Origin of the sequence: Pseudomonas karstica, assembly GCF_009707515.1 — a bacterium.
Lineage (GTDB): Bacteria > Pseudomonadota > Gammaproteobacteria > Pseudomonadales > Pseudomonadaceae > Aquipseudomonas > Aquipseudomonas karstica.
Window position 1 is genome coordinate 52,402 of record NZ_WLYI01000032.1, and the last position, 20,919, is coordinate 73,320.

Here is a 20,919-nt window from a genome sequence, read left to right on the forward strand (position 1 = left end):
AGTGTTGAATCTTTTACCCGCTGAACATGGACTTCACACATGCGTCTACGTCATATCGAAGTGATTCAGGCCATCTTGCAGACCGGTCATCTCGGCACCGCTGCCGAGTGGCTGCAACTGTCGGTGGCTGATGTTGACACTACCCTCAAGGATGCTGAGCAACAGCTGGGGTTCATGCTGTTCGCCAGCGTCCGGGGAAGGCTGCAAGCCACCCGCGAAACCCTCGAACTGCAAGGCCAAATCGCTCATCTTTATGAAGCCCTGGAGCCGGTGCAACGCCTGGCCAGCAGCTTGAAACATCATCACGCCCCACCCCTTCGCACGCTTTGCACAGCGCCGCTGGCCAATCAACTGTTGCCGCAAAGCATGGCCCTGCTGCGCCGTCGTTTCCAGGACACGCCATGCAACCTGTCGAGCCAGCCAACCCGTGAGATCGTCAAAAGCCTGCTGTTGCACGAAGCCGATCTGGGCCTGAGCCTGCACGACCCCGAACACCCACAAATCCACAGCGCCGCGCTGGCCCAGGGCAAGCTGCAACTGCTGGCACCCCATGGCTGGCTCAAGCCTCGGCAGAAATATATCGCGCTGCAAGAGTTGGCCGGGCAATCAATGATTGGCCTGGAAGGCCAGGACCCATTGAGCAGCCTGCTGGACAGCAAGTTGCAGGCCCTGCGCCCACTGCCGGTGATTCAGACACGCGTGCAGACCTATCAGATGATGCGCAGCATGGTGGAGGCCGGGGAAGGCCTGGCGATTGTCGACCCGTTCACAGCCACGGGCGCACGGGAGGCCGGGCTGGATGCCTGCCCCTTATCACCACCGATCCTGGTGACGTTGTATGCGTTGACGCTGAAGGGAGGCACGACCTCCCCTGCCTTGAATGCCTTGCTGGAGATTGTCACGGAAAAAGCCGAAAACCTGCTGACTCTCTGATCAGGCCGCTTCCAGCTCAGACTTGAACAGCCGATACCAAAAGATCGCCACTTCCCTGGTCTGCGGATCAATCCCACGATAGCGCAAGTGATCAATCCCCCCCATCACATACCCGCAACGCTCATACAAGCGACACGCGCCGAGGTTGTTGTTCTGGGTCTCCAGCATGATGCCCGGCAGGTTTTTCTTGCGACTCCAGAACTGCGCCACATCCAGCAGCGCCTTGGCCACGCCATGGCGACGCGCGGGCAACACCACTGCCAACTCATCCACATGGGCAAAACCGTTCCAGTTGGTGCTGACCACGACATGCCCCACAGGCCGGTCATCCAGGTAGGCCATAAACACCGCACTGTCGACCGCGCCCCGGTAACTGGCGAACTCTTGCGGGTCGATGCCATAGCACTTGCGATACGGCAAGACCTGCTCGAGTGCCCACTGTTCGACCTGCGCGCCCATCTGCGGCACACCGTAGGCGCTGACTTCAAAGCTGAAATCATTGCCCCACACGTAAGCTTCAAACCCCTCGTCGGCGACTCGCACACTGAGCCCCGGGTACTTCGGATTCATCACAACTTGCATAGCTATCCCTAAACCTTGATGCAATCGACGGTGTAACAACGAACCTTGCCGTCGTCTTCATGTTGCAACCCGTGAACATCAGCAATAAAACCTGGGAAACTGCTATCGAACTCCCGCGCAAAGGCCAGGTAGTCGATGATAGAGCGAGTCGCCTCAGTAAAGCGCTCCCCAGGCATGATCAACGGAATGCCCGGCGGATAAGGCACCAGCATCACCGCTGCGATACGTCCTGGCAAGGCATCGATGGGCACCGCCTCGACCTCACCTCGTACCAATTGGTCGTAGGCATCCGCGGGCTTCATCGCAATCTCGGGTAACACCGTATACATCCGCTTGAGGTGCCTGGCCGTGGCATTGCTGCGATAACAGCCATGCAATTGATCGCACAAGTCCCGCAGACCCAAGCCCTGATACCGTCCCGGGCTCTGTTGATACACCGAAGGCAAACAGCTTGCGAGACTGACATTGGCGTCGTAGTTGCGTTTGAATTCCAGCAACTCCGTAAGCAGGGTGCTCCACTTGCCTTTGGTAATGCCCATGGAAAACAGCACCAGGAAAGAATACAACCCGGTCTTTTCCACCACCAATCCGCGCTCCCAGAGAAATTTACTGACCACCGCGGCGGGAATTCCGCATTCGCTCAAGACCCCGCCGGCGCTCAGCCCCGGCATCACCAGCGTCACCTTGATCGGGTCGAGCAACACGTAGTCTTCTGCAATGTCCCCAAAACCGTGCCAGTCGGCTTCAGGTTGCAGCAGCCAGTCGGCCGTGGCTACCCGATCAATGCCGGCCACCAGCGGTGGCTGCCAAATGGAAAACCACCAGTCTTGGGCGTCAATGTGCTGGCGCAAGTTGGCCAGGGCGCGACGAAAGCTCAACGCTTCATCGAACATTTCCTGCAGCAGCGAACGCCCTGCGGGCCCTTCCATCATCGCTGATGCCACGTCCAGGGAAGCGATGATGCTGTACTGGGGCGAAGTGGAAATATGCATCATGAACGCTTCGTTAAAACGGTCACGATCCAGTTGCCGGGCACCACCATCCTGCACATGGATCATCGATGCCTGGCTGAAAGCCGCCAACAGTTTATGGGTGGAGTGCGTCGTGAACACCAGCGGGCTGTCCGGCGTACGCGACGTGCCCATGCCATAGCGACCGGAAAAAAACTCATGAAATGCCGCATAGGCGTACCAGGCTTCATCGAAGTGCAGTACCTCGACGCTATTCCCCAGTTGCTGCTTGATCAGCTCGGCGTTGTAACACAGGCCATCGTAGGTGGAGTTGGTGACCACCGCCATCTTGACCTTTGCGGGACGGCCACGGGTCAACGGGCTGGCATCGATCTTGGCGCGGATGGATTCGGGGCTGAACTCGCTCAGGGGAATCGGCCCGATGATCCCTAGTTCATTGCGCTCCGGGCACAGGTACAGCGGAATGGCGCCGGTCATGATGATCGAGTGCAACACCGACTTGTGACAGTTGCGATCTACCAGCACCAAGTCATCACGCCCGACCATGGAGTGCCAGACAATCTTGTTGGCGGTGGACGTGCCATTGATCACGAAGAAGGTGTGGTCAGCGCCGAAATTACGCGCCGCCCGCGCTTCAGCTTCGGCCAAGGGCCCGGTGTGGTCCAGCAGCGACCCCAGTTCCGGTACCGACACCGACAGGTCCGAGCGCAGGGTGTTTTCTCCGAAAAACTGATGAAATGCCTGCCCCACCGGGCTCTTTCGATAGGCCACGCCACCACCATGGCCGGGGGTATGCCAGGAATAGTTGGAGTCGGCGGTGTGCTGCACCAGGGCCTTGAAAAATGGCGGCAGCAGGCCATCGAGGTAGCTGCGCGCGGCGCGGGCCACTTGCCGGGCAAGGAAGGGCACCGTGTCTTCGAACAAGTAGAGAATGCCCCGCAGTTGGTTGAGTTCACTCATGGCATCGGCCGGAGCGTTTTCCAGGGTAACTTGCTCACCCAGGGCAAAGATCGGCAGGTTGGGTGCTCGCACTCGCGCCAGGCGAATCAGCTCCACCATGTTTTGCAGCAGATGAGTGTTTTCTCCAGCGCCCTCAGCGGCGATCAACATGCAGGCGAGGCCGTGATGGGTCGAGGCAACCAGGCGGCCTTCGGCGTAGTCCACCGCAGAAAAGATACTGAAGCCCTCCTGCTCCAACTCCCGGGCGATACCCCGAACCCGGTCACCGGCGACGGTATCGGCCTTGATGTCGCGGTGCACGATAAGGACGGGGAACTTCAGGTCTTTGTACATGAGGGCAGGTTGTCCTGAGGCGGCGGAAGGCTGTCCGCCAATACACTCAGGGTAGAAGCTTGGCGCGAATGTGCGAGTTAGGAGTGCCACGCCCCTGCATTTAAATTTAATCGACTCAATAGACCTATTGCTCGGTCAATTGTGTCCATAGCGCGGGAGCCCCGGCTGACTTGGCAATGGCTTCCAGGCGCGCCGCATGCTCCAGCAGGTCCTGCTCGCTGGCGCGAATGATAGTGGTGGGCTTGCGATCAGCCGGCAGGCGACGAATTTCCGAAGCGCGATTACCCGAGCTTTCCGCCGAACCGTTGCCATCCGAAGCGTTACCCGCCAGGGACAGGCTGGTCTGGCCGCCGGTCATGGTCAGGTAGACGTCAGCCAGAATCTCGGAGTCGAGCAAGGCGCCGTGCAACTCACGGCCGGAGTTGTCGACACCATAGCGCTTGCACAACGCATCGAGGCTGTTGCGCTGGCCCGGGTGACGCCCACGCGCCATCATCAGGGTGTCGAGGATCGTGCAATGCTGGGTGATATCAGCACGGTCCGTCTGCCCCATCAGGGCGAATTCGTTATTGATGAAACCGACGTCGAACGCGGCGTTATGGATGATCAGTTGCGCGCCGTTGATGAATTCGAAGAACTCATCGGCCACTTCGGCAAAACGCGGCTTGCCCACCAGGAATTCGTTGGTAATACCGTGGACGCCAATGGCGCCTTCGTCACTTTCCCGGTCCGGTTGCAGGTACACGTGGAAGTGGCGACCGGTGAGGCGGCGACCCAGCAATTCGACACAACCGATTTCAATGATCCGGTGGCCGTCGGTCACCGGCATGCCGGTGGTTTCGGTATCGAGTACTACCTTCCTGTCAGCCATATTTTTGTAACCCGTCATCACTAAGTCATCTGTAAATACGCGCCAAATCTTAACATATCGTCAAAAAAACACCGCAACAAATGGCGATGGCCTGCAAGCAGCAATTGACATCCCCTCCACTACGCAGAGGTGTAAAGCGTTATCGACGCGACCTTCTGTTTGTTCAACTGACTGAAAAATCCAATCTTGCGAATCTCCAAGTAGTGCGAGCTGGTATCGGCTGAACCAATTCACACCTGGGAATTATCGATTTGTACTGTTAGCAATCAGTAATGAGTATGGCGCCACACCTCACAACAAAAAACAGAGGACCGCCATGATCGCTCGATTTCATAATCGCGCGCGTGAAACTGCCGTTGATAGCAACGGCGTGGAACGCCTTGAGTTGGGTATGGGAAATCGTCATCGGGGAAGCCTGGGCATAGGCTCAACTTATTCATGCATACGTTAATCGACTTTATTTATAGACGATGACTGCAAGCATGACTTTCGCAAGCCCCCGACCAGTGCTCGAACACTGCCGCCCTCGTATCAACCCAGGAATGCTTAATGCAAATCGAACGTTTCGCCGCGATAAAACGCCGCTCGGACATGGTCCGGTATGACAACCATCTCTACATCGGTGGCCAGGTTGCCACGGACCTCAGTGGCGATATCGAGGCACAGACCCACGAGGTGCTCGAGGGTATCGAGCAGCTTTTGCTCAGTGCCGGCAGCAGCCGCAAGCAGGTGCTTTCGGTGCGTATCCTGCTCGCCCATCGCGGGGACTATGCAGGGCTCAATAAAGTCTGGGACGAGTTTTTCCCCAAAGGCCATGCCCCCACGCGAGCATGCACCCTGGCCGACTTGATCGACCCCGGTTGGCGCGTGGAAATGATCGTGGTCGCCGCGTGCGGCTGATTGCTTCCTCAATCCTGCCCCCAACCGCTCAAATGGAGATGACCGCATGCGCCCCTACTGGCTCGATCAGGCCCTGAAAACTCAACCCGGCCCGCCCTGCCCGCCGCTGCGCCAGAACACCCGCGCCGATGTCTGCATCGTCGGTGGTGGTTACACCGGTTTGTGGACGGCCATCATGCTCAAGGAACAGAACCCCGAGCTGGACGTGGTCATCGTCGAATCCGACATCTGCGGTGCCGGCGCCAGTGGGCGCAACGGCGGCTGCGCACTGTCCTGGTCGGCCAAGTACTTCACCCTGGAGCGCTTGTTCGGCGTCAAAGAGGCCATACGCCTGGTCAAGGAGTCTGAGCAAAGCATCTACGCCATCGGCAGCTTTTGCGAGAAGTACGCGGTTGATGCCGATTACCGTCTCGATGGCACGCTTTACACGGCGACTAACCGCGCTCAGGTCGGCTCGACCGACGGAGTGATCGCCGCACTGGAGCGCAATGGCATCAACTCTTTCTCCAAGTGCGTGCTAGCTGACGTGCAGCGGATGGCGGGTTCGACCCGACACGTTGAAGGCTGGTTCTCGCCTGCGGCAGCCAGTGTGCAGCCGGGCAAGCTGGTGCGCGGTCTGCGTCGAGTCGCAATGGAGCTGGGTGTGCGCATCTACGAAGGCTCGCCGATGACCGGCTTGGAAGAGGGGCGGCCAGCCATCGTCAACACGCCGAGCGGGAAAGTGACCTGCGATCGGGTCGTGTTGGCGATGAACGCCTGGATGGCCCGTGCCTTTCCACAGTTTTCGCGTTCGGTAGCCATCGTCTCCAGTGACATGATCATTACCGAGCCACGACCTGACCTGCTCGAGCGGATCGGCCTGACCAGCGGGGTCACAGTGCTCGACTCACGCATCTTCGTGCATTACTACCACAACACCCCGGACGGCCGGATCATGCTCGGCAAAGGTGGCAATACCTTCGCCTATGGCGGGCGTATCCTGCCAGTATTTGACCAGCCCTCGCCCTATAAAGGGTTATTGCGCAACACCTTGACTGAGTTCTTTCCAGACTTTGCCGATGTTGGCATTGCCGCCACATGGAATGGCCCGTCCGATCGTTCAGTCACAGGGCTACCTTTCTTCGGCCGAATGGGCGCAAGCAGCAACATCTTTTATGGCTTTGGCTATTCCGGCAGCGGCGTCGGTCCCTGTCATATGGGAGGGCAAATCCTGTCATCGCTGGTTTTGGGGGTGGACAACCCCTGGACACGTTCACCGCTGGTGCAGGGTCCGCTCGGCCACTTCCCTCCAGAGCCGATCCGCTACCTTGGCTCGCTGATGGTGCGCAACGCCATTCGCCGCAAGGAGCATGCCGAGGACCACAACCAGCACCCCCGTCGATTGGATGTGCGCCTGGCGAAATTCGCCGCTGCGGCCGGCAAGTCAGACAAGGGGTAACGCACCGGTCACTCAACGAAACTTCACGCCCACCCTGCGTGGAGAGATTTTCTGCACCTAAAACAAAAATAAAACCCATGATTTTGCGCTGTCTGGCACCACATACGGGATCAGAACACCATGAATAAGAACGCTACAAGCCCTCTCGCAACCGGCTGGAAATCGCTCCAGCGTTGGCGCGTGCAAGTTTTCCTCATCACCTGGGTGGCCTATGCCGCCTTCTACTTCACCCGCAAAGCTTTTTCTGTTGCCAAATTGGGTATTGGCGAAGACCAGGACTTCGTGCTTGAAAAGGCCATGATGGCCAATCTCGACTCCATCTATCTAGCCGCTTATGCATTGGGGCAGTTTCTTTGGGGCAGCTTTTCTGACCGTTTCGGTCCAAGGGTTGTGGTACTGAGCGGGCTCGTCATCTCGGCCCTCGCCGCGCTGCTCATGGGTACTTACGCCACCTTGCCGGTCTTCGCCTCCTGCATGCTAATCCAGGGCCTTGCCCAGTCTACTGGTTGGTCTGGTCTATGCAAGAACGTCGGCAGCTTCTTCAGCACCAGCGAACGTGGCCGCGTACTGGGTTACTGGAGCACCTCCTACGCCTTCGGTGGCCTGGTTGCAACGCCGTTTGCCGGTTGGTGGGCCTACAACGCTTACCATGACTGGCGCATGGCGTTCATCAGCAGCGCCATCGTGGTACTGGTGGTTGCGGTGTTGTTTTTTTTCCTCCAGCGCAACCAGCCAGAAGACGTCGGGCTGCCTGCGGTCGAGATCGAAATCGAACCCGTCAGCAAGGTCACAGTTGTGCGCGAAAGTATGTGGGCCGGCTTGCGCACGGTGATGAAAAATCGAACCGTGCTGGTGCTCGGCCTTGCCTATTTCATGCTCAAGCCAGCGCGCTATGCCATCCTCCTGTGGGGGCCAGTGATTATCTACGAACGGATGCCTGAGATTGGCAAAGTGGCCTCGGCAATTGTCCCCACCGCTTTTGAACTGGCAGGTCTGATAGGTCCTATCCTCATCGGTATCGCATCGGATAAGTACTTCGGCGCCCGCCGTATACCGGTCTGCGTCCTGAGCCTGGTTGCCCTCACGGTATGTCTCGGGCTGTTCGTTCCCGCCATGCAGAGCGGCAGTCTTTACATGGTGGTCGGCCTGCTATTCATGATGGGCCTGACGCTCTACGGACCGGATTCAATGCTCGGCGGCTCGGCCGCGATTGACTTCGGTAGCAAGGACGGAGCGGCCTCCGCCGCAGGCTTCGTAAACGGCTGTGGTTCGATAGGTGCGATCCTCGGCGGCTTGCTGCCAGGTTACTTCGATACCATCACTGTGTTCCTGGTATTCACCGCCTCTGCACTTCTGGCCAGCTTGATGTTGGTGCCGTTTTGGAACAGCCGCCCTAAAACAGTAGAAATGGAGGAGTTAACCTCGGCTCCGGTGCAACCGGTCATTGTCGGCGCCAACTCCTGAACTCGAACCCACCCATTATCCATCCATGAACCACTGGACGTGGTCGGGCAGACCACCCCGTGGAACCTCCCGATCCTGCCTGATGGCTGCCTGGAAACCCGCCCCGGCCCTGGCGGCCATCAGGGTTCAGCGCCCAACGGTTCGGTGCATTTCAACGGGCGGGCATTAACTCCTCATCCAACCAGAGGCCCAAGGAAGGCCTGAGGCCTTCAGCGCTTGAGCCTTGATCAGCTCTGCTTGTAGCCGCGCACGTCATCCACGCCACGGTTGGCCAACTGGTCAGCCCGTTCGTTGCCAGGATGGCCGATATGGCCGCGCACCCATTTCCAGGTGATGTTATGGCGATTGCATTGCTCGTCGAGCAACTGCCACAGGTCGGCATTCTTCACGGGTTCTTTGGCTGCCGTTTTCCAGCCGCGCTTTTTCCAGTTGACCATCCATTCGTTGATGCCCTTCATGACGTACTGGGAGTCGGTCACCAGCAACACGTCACAACGGCGCTTGAGCTCTTCGAGGCCGCGAATGGCGCCCATCAATTCCATGCGATTATTGGTGGTATTGGCTTCGCCGCCCCACAGTTCCTTCTCCACGCCCTTGCACACCAGCAAGGCGCCCCAGCCGCCAGGGCCAGGATTGCCCTTGCAGGCGCCATCGGTGAAGAGTTCTACGCTATCGGTCATTGCAATATCCATTCGAAAAGGCTGCCGATTAACGACCGACAGACCCCAAGACCGAGAAGCTCGGCCTGAAACCAAAAAGAGAGTTCTACTACTCGCTGGTGTGACGATTGACCTTGGCCATCGGCATCGGTACCAGTTTGCCCATGGGCTCACGCCGCACCTGGCGTACGGGCCGCAGCCCGACCACAATCTTGCGCGCCACCAGCAAGTAGAAACCACCGCCAGACAGTTGCCAGGCACCGGCCCTGCGCTCCCAGCCGGCCAGCCGGCCCTGCCACTTGGCGGACGATAGCGGCGGACGATAGCACCCGAAGCGGCGTTTCTCCAGCGCAAAGCCCAGCAGGTTCAACCAGTCGCTGACCCGTGAAGGCGAGATGCAACGCGCCTGGCGTAACCCGTCATGGGCGAAGAAATGACGCAAGCCCCAACCGCTCCAGGGGTTGATGCCAATGATCAGCAAATGGCCACCCGGACGCACGCTACTGGCAGCTTCGCGCAATAGTCCGTGGGGCGACAGGCAGAAATCCAGGCCATGCTGCAACACCACCACATCGGCCGCATGCTCGCTCAATGGCCAGGCCTGCTCCTCGCAGACGATCTCCACCCCTGGCAAGGGTGCTCCCAGTCGCACATTGCGTTGTACCTGGGGTGCAACCGGCGGGTTTTGTGCCGAGGGGCCGTAATGCACCAGGTATCCACCAAAAAACCGGCCCAGTTCGTCATCGAGCATGCGCCGCTCTTCATCCAGCAGAAATTGCCCGATAGGCCCCGACAACCAGTCACGGGCTGCGCCGATCAAAGCCAGCCACTCAGGATCGGCCTGGGCGAACGCTTTATCAGTCATTGCATTCTCCAACTCGCCAAGACGTTCTAAGATGCACCAATGTGTTCAGCTTGGCGAATCAAAGAATGATACAGATCAGTGCCCTGCCCGCCTTCACCGATAACTACATCTGGTTGTTACAGGATCATCGCAGCCACCGCTGCGCCGTGGTCGACCCCGGCGATGCCGCGCCCGTCCTCGCCTGGCTCGAGCAACATCCGCAATGGACGCTCAGCGATATCCTGGTGACGCACCACCACCATGATCATGTCGGCGGTGTCGAACAACTGAAAAGCGTTTGCGGGGCGATGGTATACGGCCCGGCAAATGAACACATTCCGGCCCGGGATATCGCCCTGAACGATAACGACCGCATCAACGTGCTGGGCTGGGACTTCGACGTCTTCGCTGTGCCCGGCCATACCCTGGGCCATATCGCCTTTTACCATCATGGCCAGTTGTTCTGCGGCGACACCTTGTTTGCCGCCGGTTGCGGTCGCCTGTTCGAGGGCACGCCAGAACAAATGTATACCTCCCTGGAACGCTTGGCCGCCCTGCCAGCCGACACGCTGGTCTACTGCACCCACGAATACACACAAAGTAACCTGAGATTTGCCCAAGCCGTGGAGCCGACCAACGCCGACATCGCCGAACGGCTGAAAAACGTCAGCCAACTGCGGGCCAACGCCAAGATGACCCTGCCTTCGACCCTGGCCCTGGAAAAACTCACCAACCCGTTCCTGCGCACTGCCGAAACATCTGTTAAAGAAAAAGCGGACGAACGGAATGGGCGCAATAACCAGTCCGGGAGTGATGTGTTTGCTAGCTTGCGGTCGTGGAAAGATACGTTCTAAGAAGAAGGATTCTGATACGGAATTTCTGAATGGTTGACCGGAACCAAAGCGCTTTCTAGAATCGCCCGACATTTTTGCCCGGAACTTACTTCCAGCCAATGTCGTCATCTATTCGTAAATCCAACTATTCAGACGCATTGACCCGCTTGGCTCAAGCCATAGCGGTTGGTGTCTGCGCAACTCTGGCAGGCTGCCAAACGACCCATTTTGCTGCACAAACCACCGTGCAACCCAAACCGAATCTTACCGCCAAGATCAAGCAAAAACCCCTTTGGCTATCAGAGAAGCCAAGCCCCCAGGAGCCCCAGGATGTCTGGGAACGCATGCGCCAGGGGTTCCAATTGCAGGATGGGGCGGGCGTCAACCCGCGCATTGAGCAGCAACGCTTGTGGTTCGCCAGCAACCCGTCCTTTCTGGAGAATGCCGGCGAACGCGGCAGCCTCTACATTCATTACATCGTCGAGCGTCTTGAAGAGCGCAATATGCCTCTGGAACTGGCGCTGCTGCCAGTGATTGAAAGTGCCTACAACCCGATGGCCTATTCACGCAGCAATGCGGTCGGCTTGTGGCAATTCATTCCTTCCACCGGGCGCTACTTCAACCTGCGCCAGACCAGCGCCTATGATGGTCGCCGCGATATCACTGCCTCCACCACTGCTGCCCTGGACTATCTGACACGTCTGCATGACATGTTCAACGGCGACTGGTTGTTGGCCCTGGCGGCTTATAACGCGGGTGAAGGCACGGTCAGCCGGGCTATCGAGCGTAACGAGAAGCTCGGCCTGCCGACCGACTACTGGAACCTGCCACTGCCCCAGGAAACCAAGGACTACGTGCCCAAGTTCCTGGCGCTGTCCCAAGTGGTACTGGCTCCCGAGGCCTACGGCGTCAACCTGAACCCGATTGCCAATACGCCGTACTTTGAAGTGGTCGAAGTCAAGCAAAGCATGGACCTGTCACGGGTTGCCGCGCTGGCACAGATCGACGAAGACGAATTGTTCCAGCTCAACCCGGCCCTGAAGCAACGCACCACCCTGGATGGCCCGCAACACTTGCTGGTACCCACGTCCAAGGCGCAATTGCTGGCCAGCAGCCTGTCGGCAATGAACCCGGAAGAACTTCTCAGCATGCGCCCCAAAAAAGCGCTGTTCGACGAAGTTGAACACAAGGCAGTCGCCGGACGCACTCGCAGCTACAAGATCAAGAGTGGGGACAACCTGACGCTGATCGCCAAGGCCAACAAGGTAAGCGTTCATGACCTGCAACGCTGGAACAAGCTCAATGGCCAGTCTCTAAAGGTAGGCCAGACCCTGGTGATGCAAGACACCCGCAAGCGGGTGGCCAACAGGAAGCCAGTGCAGTACAAGGTCAAGAAGGGTGACTCGCTGTACGTCGTCGCCAAGCGTTTCAACGTCAAGATGCAACATCTCAAGCGTTGGAACCCGCGCACCAGCCAGGCGTTGAAGCCAGGGCAGATGCTGGTGGTTTCCGGGCCGAGATAACATCCGCTGCCGAGGCACGAGGCTGCGATAAGGGCCGAAGGACCTTCGGCAATCTCAAGGCCCAAACGACTGCTGCGCAGCCGATCGCAGGCTGCGCCAGCGGCTACAAGTGATCGACGCGGTCCTTGTAGCCGCTGCCGAGGCACGAGGCTGCGATAAGGGCCGCAGGACCTTCAGCAATTTCAAGGCCCCGGCGACTGCTACGCAGCCGATCGCAGGCTGCGCCAGCGGCTACAAGTAATCGGTGCGGTCCTTGTAGCCGCTGCCGAGGCACGAGGCTGCGATAAGGGCCGAAGGACCTTCAGCAATTTCAAGGCCCCGGCGACTGCTGCGCAGCCGATCGCAGGCTGCACCAGCGGCTACAAGTGATCGGTGCGGTCCTTGTAGCCGCTGCCGAGGCACGAGGCTGCGATAAGGGCCGAAGGACCTTCAGCAATTTCAAGGCCCCGGCGACTGCTGCGCAGCCGATCGCAGGCTGCGCCAGCGGCTACAAGTGATCGGCGCGGTCCTTGTAGCCGCTGCCGAGGCACGAGGCTGCGATAAGGGCCGCAGGACCTTCGGCAATCTCAAGGCCCAAACGACTGCTGCGCAGCCGATCGCAGGCTGCGCCAGCGGCTACAAGTGATCGGCGCGGTCCTTGTAGCCGCTGCCGAGGCACGAGGCTGCGATAAGGGCCGAAGGACCTTCAGCAATTTCAAGGCCCCGGCGACTGCTGCGCAGCCGATCGCAGGCTGCGCCAGCGGCTACAGGTAATCGGTGCGGTCCTTGTAGCCGCTGCCGAGGCACGAGGCTGCGATAAGGGCCGCAGGACCTTCGGCAATCTCAAGGCCCAAACGACTGCTGCGCAGCCGATCGCAGGCTGCGCCAGCGGCTACAGGTTTGCCTGTCACAACCGTTTGGGAGATAGTCTTTTTCCTGCCGGAACAAGCTGTTACTGTACCGATCATAAAGCCCAAGCCGCCTGGATCGGATCTCTGACTTGAAGCGTTCCCTCCTTCTATTAATAAGTCTGGCCTTGAGCTTTTCTGCGAGCGCGACCATCACCGAAAGTCACGGTTATGCGCAATTCGGCATGCTCAAGTACCCGGCCAAATTCACCCACTTCGATTGGGTAAACCCCGCAGCGCCCAAAGGCGGCACTTTGCGGGTCATGGCCTTTGGCACATTCGACACACTCAACCCTTATACCTTCAAGGGCACAAGCCCAGTCTCCACCGCCAATTTCCTGCAATACGGGGTCAATGAGCTCAACGAACCGTTGATGGTCGGCACCGGCCGGTATGCCCCTTCCGGCGATGAACCCACCTCCAGTTATGGCTTGATTGCCCAGTCGGTAGAGTACAGCGAAGACCGCAGCTGGGTGGTGTTCAACCTGCGCCCGGAAGCACGCTTCCACGATGGAATGCCGATTACCGCCTACGACGTGGCGTTTTCCTATCGCACATTGCTGACCGAAGGCCATCCGCAGTACCGCACCAATCTGCAGGAAGTGGCGCGAGTTGACGTGCTCAATCGTCATCGCATCCGTTTTGTGTTCAAACGCGCCGGCAACCCGTTGCTGATCCTGCGCCTGGGCGAATTACCAGTGCTGCCCCTGCACTATTGGACAAAACGCGACTTCAAGGCCACCACCTTCGAACCGCCCCTGGGCAGCGGGCCTTATCGCATCAGCAAGGTCGCGCCTGGCCGGCAACTGGTGTTCGAGCGGGTCAAGGATTACTGGGGCAAGGACCTGGCGGTCAACCGGGGGTTCTACAATTACAACAAGGTCGAGGTGGAGTTCTACCGTGACAGTGACGTGGCCTTCGAAGCCTTTAAGGCCGGTGAGTTCGATATTTATATCGAGCATCAGGCGAAGAACTGGGCCAGTGGCTATAACTTCCCGGCGGTCAATCGAGGTGAGGTGATCAAGGCGCAGATTGCCCACCAGATCCCGACCCAGAGCCAGGGCCTGTTCATGAACAGCCGGCGACCGGCCTTCAGCCAGGCCAAGGCCCGCGAAGCGCTGGGGTTGATGTTCGATTTCGAATGGACCAACCGCACTCTGTTCAGCGGCGCCTATAAACGTGCCCTGAGCTACTACCCCAATAGTGAGTTCTCTGCCAGCGGGGTGCCGGTAGGCCACGAATGGCTGATGCTCTCGCCTTACCGCGAGCAACTGCCGGCCAACCTCTTCACCCAGGCGTTCAGCCTGCCCCAGACCGAGGGCCGCGGCATTCCTCGTGAAACCATGCGCCGCGCCCTGAGCTTGTTGAATGACGCCGGCTGGAAGCTGTCCGGGCAGCGCTTGCTCAACAGCGACGGGCAACCGCTGCGCCTGGAGATCCTGCTGGTGAATCCGAACCTGGAACGGATCCTACAGCCGTATATAGAGAATCTGGCGAGCATTGGCGTTGATGCACGCTTGCGCACAGTTGACCGGGCACAGTACAAACAGCGCCTCGATCAATTCGACTTCGACATGATTCTGATGACCCTCAGCCAGACCCTGAGCCCGGGCCTTGAACAATGGCAGTACTTCCATTCCAGTCAAGCCAGTGTCAAAGGCAGCAAAAATTACGCGGGCATCGCCAACCCGGTGATCGACCATCTGCTTGAACAACTGCTGGCAGCACAAACCCGCGAAGAACAACTGGCCGCAGGCCGGGCCCTGGACCGGGTCCTGCTGTGGCAGCACTACAGTATTCCTAATTGGTACCTCAACTATCATCGCCTGGCGTACCGCAACCGGTTCGCCTTCGTCACCACGCCGCCTTACAGCCTGGGCCTGAGCGCATGGTGGCTGAAAGCTTCGGAGAAAGCCCAATGATACCTTTGCGTACTGCGATCCTGGGTGGCCTGTTGTTTTGCGCTACGGCCAACGCCGCCCCGCAACATGCCCTGACTCTATATAACGATCCCCCAAAGTATCCCGCCACCTTCAAGCACGCCGATTATGTCAATCCCGATGCCCCCAAGGGTGGGACGTTTCGCGAATCCAGCGTGACCGGTTTTGACAGTCTCAACCCGTTTATCAGCAAAGGTGTGCCGGCGGATAACATTGGGCTGATCTATGACACCCTCGCCACCCAAAGCCTGGACGAACCCTTCACCGAATATGGCCTGGTGGCCGGCAAGATCGAAAAAGCCCCGGACAATAGCTGGGTGCGCTTCTACCTGCGTCCCGAAGCCCGCTTCCACGATGGCCACCCGGTGCGCGCCGACGACGTGGTATTTACCTTCCAGACCCTGATCAAGCAAGGCACGCCGCTTTACCGCACCTACTACGCCGACGTTGATGAAGTGATAGCCGAGGACCCGCTGCGGGTGCTGTTCAAGTTCAAAGGCACCCATAACCGTGAGCTGCCGCTGATCCTCGGCCAACTGCCGGTGCTGCCCAAGCATTGGTGGGCCACCCGCGACTTCAGCAAAGGCAACCTGGAAATGCCGCTGGGCAGCGGCCCCTATAAGGTGAGCGAGGTCAAGGCCGGACGTTCGGTGCGCTATGAACGAGTCAAGGACTACTGGGGCAAAGACCTGCCAATCAACAAAGGGCTGTATAACTTCGATTACCGGGTCACCGATTACTACCGCGACAGTACCGTCGCCCTGGAAGCCCTCAAGGCCGGGCAATTCGATTACTGGCTGGAAATCAGCGCAAAAAACTGGGCCAATGCCTACAACGTTCCCGCCGTGGCCGAAGGCCGGCTGATCAAGGAGCAGATTCCCAACGGCAACCCCACCGGCATGCAGGGCTTTGTGTTCAACATCCGCAAGCCGATGTTTCAGGATGTGCGGGTGCGCAAGGCCATCAGCCTGCTACTGGACTTTGAATGGACCAACAAGCAACTGTTCAACGGCGCCTATACCCGCAGCCGCAGCTATTTCGAAAACTCGGAAATGGCCGCCACCGGCCTGCCCAGCCCGGAAGAACTGGCGATTCTCGCCCCCCTTCGCGACAAGATCCCTGCCCAGGTTTTTACCGAAATCTTCGAGCCTGCCAAAACCGACGCAAGTGGCATGATTCGCAACCAGCGGCGAGAGGCCTATCAGTTGCTGCAGGAGGCCGGCTGGCACATCGTCGATGACAAGATGGTGGATGCCACCGGCAAATCGGTGACCATTGAGTTCTTGCTGGCCCAGACCGAGTTCGAACGCATCCTGCTGCCTTTCAAGCGTAATCTGGCGGACTTGGGCATCGACCTGGTCATTCGCCGGGTCGACGTCTCGCAGTACGTCAATCGCATCCGTTCGCGGGACTTCGACATGGTGGTGGGCAACTTCCCGCAGTCCTCGTCCCCAGGTAACGAGCAACGTGAATTCTGGAAATCCTCCAGTGCCGACAACCCCGGCAGCCGTAACTACATTGGCCTGAAAGACCCGGCCATCGACCAACTGGTCGAAGAGCTGATCGACGCTGACTCACGCAAGAGCTTGATCGCCCATGCCAGGGCGCTGGACCGCGTATTGCAGTTCGGCTATTACGTCATCCCGAACTGGCACATCAAGACCTTCCGCGTAGCCTATTGGAATCATTTGGGTCACCCAAAAATCTCGCCGCTGTACGACGTCGGCACTGCCACCTGGTGGAGCAAACCCGATGCCCAGCCAGCCGTAACCCTGGACACCCATCAGGCAGCCGATCCGGTGAGCGGGGGTAATTGAGATGCTGGCCTATATCTTTCGCAGATTGCTGCTGATTATCCCGACCCTGTTCGGCATCTTGCTGATCAATTTCGTGATCATCCAGGCCGCCCCTGGCGGCCCGGTAGAACAGATGATCGCCAAGCTCGAAGGCTTTGAAGGCGCTACCAGCCGCATTGCCGGCGGCGGCGCCGAAGTCTCGGTGGCCGGGTCCAGCTACCGGGGCGCCCAGGGCCTGGACCCGGCGCTGATCAAGGAAATCGAGAAAATGTACGGCTTCGACAAATCGGCGCCGGAACGCTTGTGGATCATGATCAAGAATTACGCCCGGCTGGACTTTGGTGACAGTTTCTTCCGCGACGCCAAGGTGATCGACCTGATCAAGGAAAAGATGCCGGTGTCCATCTCCCTCGGGTTGTGGAGCACCCTGATCATGTACCTGGTGTCGATCCCGCTGGGGATCGCCAAGGCCACCCGCCATGGCAGCCACTTCGACGTCTGGACCAGTTCGGCAATCATCGTCGGCTACGCGATTCCAGCGTTTCTCTTCGCTATCCTGTTGATCGTGGTGTTTGCCGGTGGCAGTTACCTCGACTGGTTCCCCCTGCGCGGATTGACCTCCAACAACTTTGACGAATTGAGCTGGGGCGGCAAGGTCCTCGACTATTTCTGGCACCTGGCCCTGCCCGTCACCGCTCTGGTGATCGGCAACTTCGCGACCATGACGTTATTGACCAAAAACAGCTTCCTCGACGAGATCAACAAGCAATACGTGGTCACCGCAAAGGCCAAGGGCCTGACCAACCACCGAGTGCTCTACGGCCACGTGTTTCGCAACGCCATGCTGCTGGTGATCGCCGGTTTCCCCTCGGCGTTCATCGGCATTTTCTTTACCGGCTCCTTGCTGGTGGAAGTGATCTTTTCCCTTGATGGCCTGGGCCTGATGAGTTTTGAAGCGGCGATCAACCGCGACTACCCGGTGGTATTCGGCACGCTGTTCATCTTCACCTTGCTAGGGTTGGTGGTGAAGCTGATCGGCGATCTCACCTACACCCTGGTGGACCCACGCATCGACTTCGAAAGCCGGGAGCATTGAGATGAATCTATCCCCGCTCAATCGTCGACGCTTCGAGCATTTCAAGGCCAACAAACGCGGTTGGTGGTCGCTATGGCTGTTTTTGGTGCTGTTTGGCCTGAGCCTTGGCGCCGAACTGATCGCCAACGATAAACCGCTGGCCGTGCATTACGACGGCGATTGGTATTTCCCGGCACTCAAGCGTTACCCGGAAACCACCTTCGGCGGCGAGTTCCCCCTGGAAGCCAACTACAAGAGCCCGTATATCCGCGAACTGCTCAAGGCCAAGGATGCCTGGACCCTGTGGGCGCCGATCCCGTACAGCTACCAGAGCATCAATTACGACTTGAAAGTACCGGCCCCTGCCCCGCCCTCCAGCGATAACCTGCTGGGTACCGACGACCAGGGCCGTGACGTGCTCGCGCGGGTGATCTATGGCTTTCGGGTCTCGGTGCTGTTTGCCCTGACCCTGACCGTGCTCAGCTCGATCATCGGCGTGACGGCCGGCGCCCTGCAGGGTTTCTACGGTGGTTGGGTCGACCTGGCCGGGCAGCGGTTCCTGGAAATCTGGTCGGGTTTGCCGGTGCTGTACCTGCTGATCATTCTCGCCAGCTTTGTGCAGCCCAATTTCTGGTGGCTGCTGGGGATCATGCTGCTGTTTTCCTGGATGAGCCTGGTGGACGTAGTGCGCGCCGAATTCCTGCGCGGACGCAACCTGGAATATGTGCGCGCAGCCAGGGCTTTAGGGATGCAGAACGGTGCGATCATGTTCCGCCATATCCTGCCCAATGCCATGGTCTCGACCATGACGTTCATGCCATTCATCCTGACCGGGGCTATCGGCACCCTGACCGCCCTGGACTTTCTCGGTTTTGGCCTGCCGGCCGGCTCGCCGTCCCTGGGAGAGCTGGTGGCCCAGGGCAAATCCAACCTGCAGGCGCCATGGCTGGGCATGAGCGCCTTTGCGGTGCTGGCCATCATGCTGAGCTTGCTGGTGTTTATCGGCGAGTCCGCTCGCGATGCCTTCGACCCGAGGAAATGAGATGAATCAGGACAATCTGATCGAAGTCCGCGACCTCTGCGTCGAGTTCGCCACTGGCAGCAGCCACCAGCGGGTGGTGGAAAGCGTCAGCTTTGATATCAAGCGCGGCGAAACCCTGGCCCTGGTGGGCGAAAGCGGTTCCGGTAAGTCGGTGACCGCCCACTCGATCCTGCGCCTGCTGCCTTACCCACTGGCGCGGCATCCTTCGGGAACGATCCAGTACGCCGGGCAGGATTTGCTGACCCTGAAAGAGAAAACCATCCGGCATATTCGTGGCAACCGCATTGCGATGATTTTCCAGGAACCCATGACCTCGTTGAACCCCCTGCATTCGATCGAGAAGCAGATTAACGAAGTGCTTGGCCTGCACAAGGGGCTGACAGGCAAGGTTGCCACGCGGCGTACCCTGGAGTTGCTGGAACTGGTAGGCATCCCTGAACCACACAAGCGCCTCAAGGCCCTGCCCCACGAGCTATCTGGCGGCCAGCGTCAGCGGGTGATGATCGCCATGGCCCTGGCCAACGAGCCGGAGTTGTTGATCGCCGACGAGCCGACCACCGCGCTCGACGTGACCGTGCAACTAAAAATCCTGGAATTGCTCAAGGAGTTACAGGCGCGGCTGGGCATGGCCCTGCTGCTGATCAGCCACGATTTGAACCTGGTGCGACGCATCGCCCATCGGGTATGCGTGATGCAGCGCGGCTGCATTGTCGAGCAGGCGGATTGCGAAACACTGTTCCAGTCGCCCCAGCATCCCTACACCCAGGAGTTACTGGCCGCCGAGCCCAGTGGATTGCCGGCCATCAATGTCATTGGCCCGCCACTGCTGGAAGTCGATGACCTGAAAGTCTGGTTTCCGATCAAGAAAGGCTTTCTGCGCAACACCGTCGATTACGTCAAGGCGGTGGACGGTATCAACTTCAGCCTGCCCCAGGGCCAGACCCTGGGCATCGTCGGTGAAAGCGGTTCCGGCAAGTCCACATTGGGCTTGGCGATCCTGCGGCTGATCGGCAGCCAGGGCGGAATTCGTTTCGAAGGCCAGCAACTGGACCGCCTGAGCCAGCAACAGGTACGCCCCCTGCGACGGGAAATGCAAGTGGTGTTCCAAGACCCGTTCGGCAGTTTGAGCCCGCGCATGTGCGTCAGCGAAATCGTCGGCGAGGGCCTGCGCATCCACAAAATGGGCACCCCGGCTGAACAGGAAGATGCAATTATCGCCGCCCTCGACGAAGTCGGCCTGGACCCGCAGACCCGCCATCGCTACCCCCATGAATTTTCCGGAGGCCAGCGGCAACGCATCGCTATCGCCCGGGCCCTGGTACTCAAGCCACGGTTGATCCTGCTGGATGAACCCACCTCGGCCCTGGACCGCACGGTCCAGCGCCAGGTAGTAGAGTTGCTGCGCAACCTGCAGGCCAAATACAACCTGACCTACCTGTTCATCAGCCATGACCTGGCGGTGGTCAAGGCGCTGAGTCACCAGTTGATGGTGGTCAAGCATGGCCAGGTGGTGGAGCAAGGGGATGCCCGGACAATCTTTGCCGATCCCCGGCATGCCTATACCCGGCAGTTGTTGGAGGCGGCATTTTTGGTGCCCAGCACCCAACCCGCCGGATGATCGTTCCCACGCGCGTGGGAACGATCACGGTCATTTCAGATTTTAGAAGCCGGTTGAAGCCGACAGCTCACGCCTGGCATCCATCTTTTGCTGAGCATAAGCCAGCTGGGCTTACGCCACCTACAGCGTGTCAGTACCCAGTGCCAACAAAATTGCGCGCGCTTATCAATTTGGCGACGGCCTGGATTACCGAAAACCACGGGCCCTGAGGGCTCGCCCCCAAAAGCAAACCAATATCATTTGCGCCGCA

At 59.0% G+C, this 20,919-nt stretch carries 16 protein-coding genes; 11 read left to right on the forward strand and 5 right to left on the reverse strand.

Annotated elements, in window-relative coordinates:
* Positions 1 to 39: 39 nt before the first annotated feature.
* Entirely contained in the window at positions 40 to 933 is an 894-nt protein-coding gene (locus tag GIR22_RS21025; RefSeq protein WP_154745192.1) for a LysR substrate-binding domain-containing protein, read from the forward strand.
* Here GIR22_RS21025 and GIR22_RS21030 read toward each other — a convergent pair whose 3' ends face one another.
* The 3 genes from GIR22_RS21030 to dnaQ form a co-directional block, all read right to left on the reverse strand.
* Positions 934 to 1,515: a GNAT family N-acetyltransferase gene (locus tag GIR22_RS21030; RefSeq protein ID WP_154745193.1), complete on the reverse strand. Its 582-nt coding sequence runs from the start codon at positions 1,513 to 1,515 to the stop codon at positions 934 to 936. It abuts the gene before it with no gap.
* Positions 1,516 to 1,523: 8 nt separating this feature from the next.
* Entirely contained in the window at positions 1,524 to 3,779 is a 2,256-nt protein-coding gene (locus tag GIR22_RS21035) for an Orn/Lys/Arg family decarboxylase (protein ID WP_154745194.1), read from the reverse strand.
* A 124-nt stretch (positions 3,780 to 3,903) separates the two neighbouring features.
* A complete protein-coding gene (gene dnaQ, locus GIR22_RS21040) occupies positions 3,904 to 4,650 on the reverse strand; it encodes a DNA polymerase III subunit epsilon (RefSeq protein ID WP_154745195.1) in 747 nt (248 codons plus the stop codon).
* 549 nt (positions 4,651 to 5,199) lie between these two features.
* On the opposite strand from dnaQ, the gene GIR22_RS21045 reads away from it, so the two are divergent.
* The 3 genes from GIR22_RS21045 to GIR22_RS21055 all read left to right on the forward strand — a co-directional run bounded on the left by GIR22_RS21045 (position 5,200) and on the right by GIR22_RS21055 (position 8,452).
* Positions 5,200 to 5,550, forward strand: coding sequence for a RidA family protein (locus GIR22_RS21045; protein WP_154745196.1), 351 nt, complete (start codon positions 5,200 to 5,202; stop codon positions 5,548 to 5,550).
* A 46-nt stretch (positions 5,551 to 5,596) separates the two neighbouring features.
* Entirely contained in the window at positions 5,597 to 6,988 is a 1,392-nt protein-coding gene (locus tag GIR22_RS21050) for an FAD-dependent oxidoreductase (protein WP_154745197.1), read from the forward strand.
* 120 nt (positions 6,989 to 7,108) lie between these two features.
* Positions 7,109 to 8,452, forward strand: coding sequence for an MFS transporter (locus tag GIR22_RS21055; protein ID WP_154745198.1), 1,344 nt, complete (start codon positions 7,109 to 7,111; stop codon positions 8,450 to 8,452).
* A 227-nt stretch (positions 8,453 to 8,679) separates the two neighbouring features.
* On the opposite strand, the gene rnhA is transcribed toward GIR22_RS21055, so the two are convergent.
* Both rnhA and GIR22_RS21065 read right to left on the reverse strand, forming a co-directional pair.
* Positions 8,680 to 9,132 carry a ribonuclease HI gene (gene rnhA / locus GIR22_RS21060; protein WP_010171667.1) on the reverse strand — a complete coding sequence of 151 codons (453 nt, stop codon included), beginning with the start codon at positions 9,130 to 9,132 and terminating at the stop codon, positions 8,680 to 8,682.
* 88 nt (positions 9,133 to 9,220) lie between these two features.
* Positions 9,221 to 9,976: a class I SAM-dependent methyltransferase gene (locus GIR22_RS21065; protein WP_154745199.1), complete on the reverse strand. Its 756-nt coding sequence runs from the start codon at positions 9,974 to 9,976 to the stop codon at positions 9,221 to 9,223.
* Positions 9,977 to 10,041: 65 nt separating this feature from the next.
* Between GIR22_RS21065 and gloB the strand changes: the two genes are divergently transcribed.
* From gloB to GIR22_RS21100, 7 genes are all read left to right on the forward strand, one after another.
* A complete protein-coding gene (gene gloB, locus GIR22_RS21070; RefSeq protein ID WP_154745200.1) occupies positions 10,042 to 10,809 on the forward strand; it encodes a hydroxyacylglutathione hydrolase in 768 nt (255 codons plus the stop codon).
* A 98-nt stretch (positions 10,810 to 10,907) separates the two neighbouring features.
* Positions 10,908 to 12,311, forward strand: a complete 1,404-nt coding sequence (locus GIR22_RS21075) for a lytic transglycosylase domain-containing protein (RefSeq protein WP_154745201.1) — start codon at positions 10,908 to 10,910, stop codon at positions 12,309 to 12,311.
* A gap of 979 nt (positions 12,312 to 13,290) precedes the next feature.
* Positions 13,291 to 15,120, forward strand: a complete 1,830-nt coding sequence (locus tag GIR22_RS21080) for an extracellular solute-binding protein (protein ID WP_154745202.1) — start codon at positions 13,291 to 13,293, stop codon at positions 15,118 to 15,120.
* Positions 15,117 to 16,955 carry an extracellular solute-binding protein gene (locus tag GIR22_RS21085; protein WP_154745203.1) on the forward strand — a complete coding sequence of 613 codons (1,839 nt, stop codon included), beginning with the start codon at positions 15,117 to 15,119 and terminating at the stop codon, positions 16,953 to 16,955. Before GIR22_RS21080 ends, GIR22_RS21085 begins: the two co-directional genes overlap by 4 nt.
* 1 nt (position 16,956) lies before the next feature.
* Complete coding sequence (locus tag GIR22_RS21090; protein WP_154745204.1) at positions 16,957 to 18,030, forward strand: microcin C ABC transporter permease YejB; 1,074 nt, start codon at positions 16,957 to 16,959, stop codon at positions 18,028 to 18,030.
* 1 nt (position 18,031) lies between these two features.
* A complete protein-coding gene (locus tag GIR22_RS21095) occupies positions 18,032 to 19,051 on the forward strand; it encodes an ABC transporter permease (RefSeq protein ID WP_154745205.1) in 1,020 nt (339 codons plus the stop codon).
* A 1-nt stretch (position 19,052) separates the two neighbouring features.
* Entirely contained in the window at positions 19,053 to 20,669 is a 1,617-nt protein-coding gene (locus tag GIR22_RS21100; RefSeq protein WP_154745206.1) for an ABC transporter ATP-binding protein, read from the forward strand.
* Positions 20,670 to 20,919: the final 250 nt, after the last annotated feature.

Bases quoted from the DNA above. Each gene is read 5' to 3' on its own strand.
- GIR22_RS21025 (WP_154745192.1), top strand. From the start codon at position 40: ATGCGTCTACGTCATATCGAAGTGATTCAGGCCATCTTGCAGACCGGT.
- GIR22_RS21030 (WP_154745193.1), bottom strand. From the start codon at position 1,515: ATGCAAGTTGTGATGAATCCGAAGTACCCGGGGCTCAGTGTGCGAGTC.
- GIR22_RS21035 (WP_154745194.1), bottom strand. From the start codon at position 3,779: ATGTACAAAGACCTGAAGTTCCCCGTCCTTATCGTGCACCGCGACATC.
- dnaQ (WP_154745195.1), bottom strand. From the start codon at position 4,650: ATGGCTGACAGGAAGGTAGTACTCGATACCGAAACCACCGGCATGCCG.
- GIR22_RS21045 (WP_154745196.1), top strand. From the start codon at position 5,200: ATGCAAATCGAACGTTTCGCCGCGATAAAACGCCGCTCGGACATGGTC.
- GIR22_RS21050 (WP_154745197.1), top strand. From the start codon at position 5,597: ATGCGCCCCTACTGGCTCGATCAGGCCCTGAAAACTCAACCCGGCCCG.
- GIR22_RS21055 (WP_154745198.1), top strand. From the start codon at position 7,109: ATGAATAAGAACGCTACAAGCCCTCTCGCAACCGGCTGGAAATCGCTC.
- rnhA (WP_010171667.1), bottom strand. From the start codon at position 9,132: ATGACCGATAGCGTAGAACTCTTCACCGATGGCGCCTGCAAGGGCAAT.
- GIR22_RS21065 (WP_154745199.1), bottom strand. From the start codon at position 9,976: ATGACTGATAAAGCGTTCGCCCAGGCCGATCCTGAGTGGCTGGCTTTG.
- gloB (WP_154745200.1), top strand. From the start codon at position 10,042: ATGATACAGATCAGTGCCCTGCCCGCCTTCACCGATAACTACATCTGG.
- GIR22_RS21075 (WP_154745201.1), top strand. From the start codon at position 10,908: ATGTCGTCATCTATTCGTAAATCCAACTATTCAGACGCATTGACCCGC.
- GIR22_RS21085 (WP_154745203.1), top strand. From the start codon at position 15,117: ATGATACCTTTGCGTACTGCGATCCTGGGTGGCCTGTTGTTTTGCGCT.
- GIR22_RS21090 (WP_154745204.1), top strand. From the start codon at position 16,957: ATGCTGGCCTATATCTTTCGCAGATTGCTGCTGATTATCCCGACCCTG.
- GIR22_RS21095 (WP_154745205.1), top strand. From the start codon at position 18,032: ATGAATCTATCCCCGCTCAATCGTCGACGCTTCGAGCATTTCAAGGCC.
- GIR22_RS21100 (WP_154745206.1), top strand. From the start codon at position 19,053: ATGAATCAGGACAATCTGATCGAAGTCCGCGACCTCTGCGTCGAGTTC.